Origin of the sequence: Komagataeibacter nataicola (assembly GCF_003207795.1) — a bacterium.
GTDB classification, from domain to species: domain Bacteria; phylum Pseudomonadota; class Alphaproteobacteria; order Acetobacterales; family Acetobacteraceae; genus Komagataeibacter; species Komagataeibacter nataicola.
In genome coordinates this window covers 1-5,348 of sequence record NZ_NIRT01000066.1, presented here as the reverse complement: position 1 = coordinate 5,348, position 5,348 = coordinate 1, and the positions used below count along the sequence as shown (strand labels likewise).

Sequence of the window (5,348 nt, the reverse complement as noted above, 5' to 3'; positions counted from 1 at the left end):
TTCCATCAGGCGGTCCAGGAGGTCTTTATCAATGCTCATGCGGGGGCTCCTCTTCGAGCAATTTATCACCACACCGCACAAAATTCAGGATAGTCCCAAATCAGTCATCCCTCTGGCCAATTTTTATGGGATTGAGATCCGTGACTTTGCTGTGGAAATCGCGCGTCTGTCGCTTCTGATCGCTGAGTTTCAGAGTGACGAAATCCATATCGACCAGAAACAGGCCCGCCTGAATGTGCTACCCTTAAAGGATACAGGGCATATCGTCTGCGGGAATGCTCTGGAGCGGGACTGGTTTGACGTCTGTCCTCCTCAGAAAGGTTCTGAAACCTATATCTGTGGCAATCCTCCCTACAAGGGCAGCACCTGGCAGTCAGCTGAGCAGAAAGCTGATCTGGAGCAGATTTTCGGGCAGCGTACGAAATCTTGGAAGTCTCTGGATTATGTTGCAGGCTGGTTCATGAAGGCTGCGGATTATGGTCAAAAAACAGGCTCTTCCAGCGCATTTGTGAGCACAAATTCCATCTGTCAGGGGCAGCAGGTTCCCATGCTCTGGCCTCTGATTTTTGGCCTGAACTATGAAATCAGTTTTGCCCATACCTCGTTCAAGTGGGCCAATCTGGCAGCGCATAATGCGGGCGTGACGGTCGCTATCATTGGGATTACGCCTGTTTCTGAGCATCCCAGAATTCTCTTTTCAAACGGAGCTGATGGGAAAACAATCAGGCAGGAATCTGGGCATATTAATGCCTATTTGGTGCCAGGGAAAAATGTTGTCGTTGAGAAACAGGGAAAGCCTCTCAGTGCTGAATTGGGGGAGATGAATTTTGGAAATAAACCCGTAGATGGTGGCAACCTTCTTTTAGATGAAGGTGAACTTGCGGACTTGAAACTGGACGATAGTCAAAAGTCCAAATTCATTCGGCGTATTGTTGGATCTGCGGAATTTATCAGAGGTATTCAAAGATATTGCCTCTGGATCGACGATAAGGACGCGCATGAAGCATTAACCATCCCAGCAATCGCACAACGTGTAGAGGCTGTTAAAAAAATGCGTTTAGCCAGCCGGGATTCTGGTGCACGCGGGCTGGCAGAAAAACCCTACCAATTTCGCGAGCATAATGCAGCACAAAGATATACTATTGCTGTTCCGGGAATAAGCTCTGAAGGAAGAGATTTTCTCCCAGTAGGCCTTCTTCCACAAGAAGATGTGGTCACTAATAAAATATATGCTTTGTACGATGTCCCTCTCTGGAATATGGCGCTGATTGCCTCTCGCCTTCATTGGGTGTGGATTGGAACAGTTTGCGTTCGTATGCGTACGGATTTTTCATATTCCAATACTTTAGGCTGGAATACTTTTCCTGTTCCGACTTTGACCGAAAAGAACCGTGCCGATCTGACACGTTGTGCCGAGGACATTCTTCTGGCGCGTGAGGCACATTTCCCGGCCACGATTGCCGATCTGTATGATCCTGACAAGATGCCAGACAATCTGCGGGCCGCTCATGACCGCAATGATGAGGTGCTGGAACGGATCTATATCGGTCGGCGCTTCCGCAATGATACGGAGCGTCTCGAAAAATTGTTCGACCTCTACAGTAAGATGATCGCCAAAAAAGGCGGCAAGACGAAAAAGAAGAAGGACGCCGCCTGAGCCATGACGATCAATCCGGTTATTCCCGCTGTTTCCCTGCGTACCGGCCAGACAGGTCAGTCTGCCAGGACCAATGAACTGGGCATGCGTCCCATGCAGGAAGCGGTCTATGAGAAACGGGGCGAGCAGTATCTCCTCATCAAGTCACCGCCTGCCTCTGGTAAATCCCGCGCCCTGATGTTTGTTGCCCTCGATAAGCTGGCGCATCAGGGGGTGAAAAAAGCCCTGATCGTTGTGCCGGAACGCTCGATCGGGGGTAGCTTCATGAGCGAACCGCTGAGCAAGTTCGGCTTCTGGGCAGACTGGATCGTCCAGCCGAAATGGAATCTGTGCAACGCGCCAGGTTCCGATGAAGGACAGGTTGCACGCTCCAAGGTCAAAGCGGTTGGAGAGTTTCTGGGGAGCAAAGACCAGACTTTGGTTTGCACCCACGCGACGTTCCGGTTCGCGGCGGAAGAACTGGGCATTGCGGCATTCGATAGGTGTCTGGTGGCAGTAGATGAATTCCACCATGTCAGCGCAGACCCGAAAAACAGGCTGGGATATTATCTCAACCAGCTGATTGTCCGTGGGGAAACGCACATCATCGCCATGACCGGCTCCTATTTCCGTGGGGATGCCGTTGCTGTGCTGTCCCCTGAAGATGAAGGCAAATTCGAGACGGTCACTTACACCTACTATCAGCAACTGAATGGGTACCAGTACCTTAAAGAGTTGGATCTGGGATATTATTTCTATACCGGCTCCTATCTGGATGCGATTGACCGGGTGTTGGATGGCACGCGCAAAACGATCGTGCATATTCCCAATGTCAATTCACGCGAAAGCACGACCCAGAAGCACAAGGAAGTCGAGCATATCCTGTCCATCCTGGGAGACTGGGAAGGAGAGGATATAGAAACAGGATTTCATCTGGTGCGTCGTGTCGATGGCCGGGTGCTGCGTATTGCCGATCTGGTGGAAGATGAGCCTGTCCGGCGCAACAAGGTTGTCTCCGCCCTGAAGGATCCGACGCAGAAAAATAACCGCGATCATGTGGACATCATCATTGCGCTGGGTATGGCCAAGGAAGGGTTTGACTGGATCTGGTGTGAGCAGGCCCTGACGGTCGGATACCGTTCCAGCCTGACGGAGATCATTCAGATCATTGGCCGCGCTACCCGCGATGCGCCTGGTAAAACACGGGCTGAATTCATCAACCTGATTGCTGAACCGGATGCGTCCCAGGAAAAAGTGACGGATGCGGTCAATGACATGCTCAAGGCTATTGCCGCCAGCCTGCTTATGGAACAGGTGCTGACGCCACGTTTCGAGTTTACGCCAAAGACCGCAGAAAGTGCGCCTCTGGATGGCTATGACTATGGGGAGGAAGGCTACAAGCCAAACGGCACGAATGTCGGGTTTAATGAGCAGACCGGTCAGTTCCATATGGAGATCAAAGGGCTGGTTTCTCCCAAAAGCCCTGAAGCGCAGCGGATATGCCGTGAGGATCTGAACGAAGTTGTGGCGTCCTTTGTGCAGGACAAGCCCTCCTTGGAACATGGTCTGTTCGACGAGGAGACAGCCCCTCAAGAGCTGACACAGGTCCGGTTGGGGAAAATTATTCGGGACCGGTATCCCGAGCTTTCGGATGAGGATCAGGAGGCTGTGCGCCAGCACGCCGTGGCGGCATTCAATCTGACCCAAAAGGGGCAGAAAGCAGCGGAAGAGGTCACGCAGGCAGCCGGGGGAGAGGAGAAAATTGGTGGCAATACAGCCCTGATTGAGGGGATGCGGAAGATTGCCATGAATGTCCGGGATCTGGATATCGACCTGATTGATGCGATCAATCCGTTTGAGGAAGCCTACAAGATCCTGGCCAGGAGCATGAATGCAGAGACTCTCAAACAGGTTCAGGAGGTCATTGCCGGTCGTCATATTGCTCTGACGATTGAAGAGGCAAGGGAACTGGCAAAGCGCGCGCTTCTGTTCAAAAAGGAGCGGGGACGTCTTCCGGAGCTGACATCTCCCGATGCGTGGGAACGTAAGATGGCCGAAGGAGTGGCTGTTCTGGCGCGTAAGACGGCAGAGGAACGGGCGAATGGCTGAACTGAGTGATGCAGAGCTTCTGGCCGAACTTGGTGTCTCGCTGGAGACCAAAAAGAAGGCTGCGCTGACGGCTGAGGAAGAGCGGATTATTGCCGGGTTTGAGGATATCTGTCGTTTCTATGAGGAACATGGACATGCTCCTGAGCATGGAGAAGACAGAGATATTTTCGAACGGCTTTATGCCGTGCGTCTGGATCGAATACGGGCTTTGGAAAAATGCCGGTCATTGCTGGCGCAGCGCGATCCGCATGGGCTTCTGAGTGTTTCCGGGATAGACGCTGAGAGTCCTGATCCCGATACGCTGGATGATGATGCTCTTTTGGCTGAACTGGGCATCGAGGCCGAGCCACCAGCTGAATCCATCACTGTCCTGAAGCATGTGAAATCACGCGCAGAAGTACGGGCAGCGGAAGAAATTGCCAGTCGGGCACCCTGCAAGGATTTTGAAACCTTTCGGCCTTTGTTCGCCCAGGTGCAGGAGGATCTGAAATCCGGCGTGCGGGAAACACGTCCCTTTGGGCAGGAAGCCGGTATTCGGCAGGGAGAATTCTTTATCCTGAAAGGGCAGATGGTTTACGTCGCGCATGTCGGTGAAGAGTTCGAGACAGAGTACGGTCGCAGAGACAGCCGTCTGCGGGTTATCTATGACAACGGAACCGAGAGTGATGTCCTGCTGAGATCGCTCCAGCGGGCTCTCTATAAGGATGAGGCGGGGCGTCGGATTACAGATCCGACGGTCGGGCCTTTGTTCGGAACAACCGTTGAACCGGATGATCTGGAAAGTGGCACGATCTATGTTTTGAGAAGTCTGTCAGATAACCCGTATATCGCGCAGCATCGTAACCTGATCCACAAGATCGGGGTGACGGGAGGCGACGTGAAAAAACGGATCGCCAATGCGAAGCACGATGCGACCTATCTTCTGGCTGATGTGGAAGTCGTGGCGACCTATAAGCTCTTCAATATTAATCGCACGAAGCTGGAGAAGATCTTTCACCGGGTTCTGGCCCCTGCACAAATTGATTTGACGATTCAGGATCGGTTCGGGCATCCAGTGCAACCCAAAGAGTGGTTTCTGGTTCCGCTAGATATCGTGTCTCAATTAGTTGGAAAAATATTCGATGAAAGTATTTATGGATTGATTTACGATCCAGAAAAGGCAAATTTGGTTAGTATTGAGTAGATATTAACTATTAATTTCTAATTTCCCACATGGGAATAGCTAAATTTTATTCAATTTAAACAAAATATTATTTTAATAATGATTGGTTTAATAAATGGTTAAAAAATTTTGCATGAAAAACTCTATATCGCCTTATGTTTATTCTGTAATTTTTGGGTTTTTATTATATCGTATTTATGATTTCATGATTAAGTGCAGCAATGATGGAATTTTGAGGGCAGTTCCTACAGTTATATTTGGAGCAATTACAACATATATTGCATATCAACAGCATAAAATATCCTCTGCGCAAAAAGATATTGCCGCAGATAAACATCGCTTAGCAGCCTGTCGGGTTGGGCATTTTGCGGCTGATAACGCCGAGGCTGACCCGGCTTATGCTGCCTGAAGCCGTGCCATTCTTTTGCAGTTGTATGCGAG

4 protein-coding genes are annotated in these 5,348 nt (G+C 50.7%); all 4 read left to right on the top strand.

The features are described 5' to 3' along the window. Nucleotides 1-1,657 (top strand): class I SAM-dependent DNA methyltransferase (locus CDI09_RS17020; protein WP_322788397.1); only part of this gene is annotated, 1,657 nt, incomplete at its 5' end. A gap of 3 nt (nt 1,658-1,660) precedes the next feature. Then, entirely contained in the window at nt 1,661-3,745 is a 2,085-nt protein-coding gene (locus tag CDI09_RS17015; protein ID WP_078528572.1) for a DEAD/DEAH box helicase, read from the top strand. After that, nucleotides 3,738-4,928: a GIY-YIG nuclease family protein gene (locus CDI09_RS17010; RefSeq protein WP_078528570.1), complete on the top strand. Its 1,191-nt coding sequence runs from the start codon at nt 3,738-3,740 to the stop codon at nt 4,926-4,928. The genes CDI09_RS17015 and CDI09_RS17010 overlap by 8 nt, the downstream gene beginning before the upstream one ends. 94 nt (nt 4,929-5,022) lie before the next feature. After that, nucleotides 5,023-5,316 (top strand): hypothetical protein, encoded by a 294-nt coding sequence (locus tag CDI09_RS17995; protein WP_146220942.1) that lies wholly within the window; start codon nt 5,023-5,025, stop codon nt 5,314-5,316. The last annotated feature ends 32 nt before the right edge of the window (nt 5,317-5,348 follow it).